This is a genomic window from Pelagerythrobacter marinus, assembly GCF_009827515.1.
Lineage (GTDB): Bacteria > Pseudomonadota > Alphaproteobacteria > Sphingomonadales > Sphingomonadaceae > Pelagerythrobacter > Pelagerythrobacter marinus.
The window spans coordinates 1-2,413 of the sequence record NZ_WTYO01000016.1; the positions used below are offsets into that span (position 1 = coordinate 1).

The following is a 2,413-nucleotide window of genomic DNA, read 5'->3' on the forward strand; positions in this document are numbered from 1 at the left end:
CGTTGTCGCTGACGATCATGCCGGGCTTGCCACGCTGGGCGATCAGCTCGGTCAGCTCGCGAACGACACGGCGACCAGAGATCGAGGTATCCGGCACCGCTGCGAGACACTCCCTCGTCACGTCATCGACGACGTTGAGCACGCGGAACCGCCTGCCAGACGCCATCTGATCGTGAACGAAGTCGAGGCTCCAGCGCTGGTTCGGTAAGGCGAGCACCGGAGCAGGTGCCCTCGTGCCGACTGCGCGCCTGCGGCTGCGTCGACGCCTCACCGCCAAGCCTTCCTCCTTGTAGAGCCTCTGGGTCTTCTTCCGGTTGATCATGATCCCCTCCCGACGCAGCAGGATATGCAGACGGCGATAGCCGAACCGGCGACGCTGGTTGGCCAGCTCCCGCAGCTTCTCTCGCAGACCGGCATCATCGTCCCGGGTGGAACGGTAACGCACGCTCTTGCGATCGGCATCGATGACACGGCACGCCCGCCGCTCGCTCATCCCGTGGCATGCCTGAAGATGAGCGACAGCTTCCCGCTGCGCGGCGGGCGTCAGAACTTTTTTGCCAGAAGATCCTTCAGCGCAGCCTTGTCCAACATCGCATCGGCCAGCAACCGCTTGAGCTTGGCGTTCTCGCTCTCCAGCTCCTTGAGCCGCCGGGCATCGGATACCTCCAGCCCGCCATACTTCGACTTCCAGTTGTAGATCGTCGCTTCCGAAACCCCGTGTCGCCGGGCCAGGTCGGCGGTCTTCGCTCCCGCCTCCGCCTCCTTGAGCACGCCGATGATCTGCTCTTCTGAAAACCTCGTTCTCTTCATCTCGTCCGTCCTTCTGTCAGGGCCGGACTCTAATCCAACTTGGAGGAAAATCAGGGGGTCACGTCACTTTCAAGAAGAGGCGCACTACGCACTTTGGGTGTCGCTAGATGCCTCACATTCCATAATTCTAGACCGACTTCGGATAAGTGGGATGGCCAATCCAACTTCAGTGGACGCACAAAATTTCATTCACGATGCGTTTGCGGAAGAAAGGAGTGGGCTAAAGTATTTTGAGGAGTTTTATGAGGACCGCATAGTCACCATGCACCCCAAGAATCGCTTTGGTGTTTTTGGGTCAGCCCCACTTGGACAAGACGAATTCTATTGGCTCCATAATGGGCTGCGCGACGTCTACCGCTTCCTAATTTTGGGCGAAGTTATCGACCCTCAGGTTGAGTTCGATACGGAAGACTTCTGGGAGGCGCTACGAAAGAGTCATCCCGCATAGGCGTCGCGAGATTGGGCGCACCCATCTCATTGAGGTAAGCTCGAGCGGGACATTGGTGTGAGACAGTTTCGGCGTCCCAAATGATTTGCTGACAGATTCGAAACATCTGCGATGTCGTGGCCTAGAGCCATACGAGACAGGAGACGCGGATGCTGGTCGGATACGCACGGGTGAGTTCGTCGGGACAGTCGCTCGACATCCAGAACGAAGCTTTGTCCCAAGCTGGATGCGAAAAGGTCTTCGCCGAGAAGATGTCGGGTCGTTCTGCCAAGGACCGCATTGAACTCGCGAATGCACTCGACTTCGTTCGGGAAGGCGACACGCTCATCGTCACGAGGCTCGACAGGTTGGCAAGGTCGGTTGGTGACCTGCACCGCATCATCGAAACGCTGACCAGCAAGGGTGTCGAGTTCCGCTGCATCAACCAAAGTGGCGTCGATACCGACACCTCGACGGGCAAGCTGATGTTGAGCATCCTCGGTGCGGTTGCCCAGTTCGAGAACGACATCCGTCGCGAACGACAGATGGAAGGCATCGCGAAGGCCAAAGCCGAAGGGCGCTATAAAGGCCGTCCAGCGACCATCGACCCCGACGAGGTAAAGACCCTCCACCAACAAGGCATGGGAGCCTCTGCAATCGCCCGTGAGATGAACATCGGTCGAGCCAGCGTCTATCGAGCACTGGCAGCCTGAAGCCCCCTCAGAATGGCTCTACAGCCATCCCAGCACCATCATCGCCCCACGGGTGAAACCTTACAATGTCAATCCACGAACTCTCTGGAACGTGACCACGCTCGCGTCGGCGTGGGCTTTCGAATCGACAATAAGCTCTCGCCCATGGCGCGCGCATTATTAATCTGCACGGTCGCCCGTCATCCGCGCGCAGCGACCCGATATCGTTGACGGAAAGACGAACTGTGGCACGCTCGGTGGATGACCGAACCGACCGTTGCCGACCACGCCGATACCATCGTCATCACTACCATGGCCGAAACCGCTTCTGCCGATGTCACCGATGGTCACAATGACGATGACCAACGTTGGGTCGCAGCCGTCATCGCCAGCCTGCCAGCACGCTCACGCGAAGCGCGGCAAGCGTTGGCCGAGGCTTTGTGGAACGGTGATGCTGCCTTGTCCGCTCCTGTCGGGTGCGCCA

3 protein-coding genes and 1 pseudogene are annotated in these 2,413 nt (G+C 59.0%); 3 read left to right on the forward strand and 1 reads right to left on the reverse strand.

The window, feature by feature from the left end; all coding sequences use genetic code 11:
• Positions 1–810, reverse strand: a pseudogene (locus GRI72_RS14475) (IS3-like element ISEli1 family transposase); the annotation flags it as partial.
• 151 nt (positions 811–961) lie between these two features.
• Here GRI72_RS14475 and GRI72_RS14480 point away from each other — a divergent pair.
• The 3 genes from GRI72_RS14480 to GRI72_RS14490 form a co-directional block, all read left to right on the forward strand.
• A complete protein-coding gene (locus tag GRI72_RS14480; protein WP_160734605.1) occupies positions 962–1,258 on the forward strand; it encodes a hypothetical protein in 297 nt (98 codons plus the stop codon).
• Positions 1,259–1,407: 149 nt separating this feature from the next.
• Positions 1,408–1,950 carry a recombinase family protein gene (locus GRI72_RS14485; RefSeq protein ID WP_160733641.1) on the forward strand — a complete coding sequence of 181 codons (543 nt, stop codon included), beginning with the start codon at positions 1,408–1,410 and terminating at the stop codon, positions 1,948–1,950.
• A gap of 240 nt (positions 1,951–2,190) precedes the next feature.
• Positions 2,191–2,413, forward strand: a 223-nt coding sequence (locus tag GRI72_RS14490) for a hypothetical protein (RefSeq protein WP_160734595.1), incomplete at its 3' end; no start/stop codon positions are given.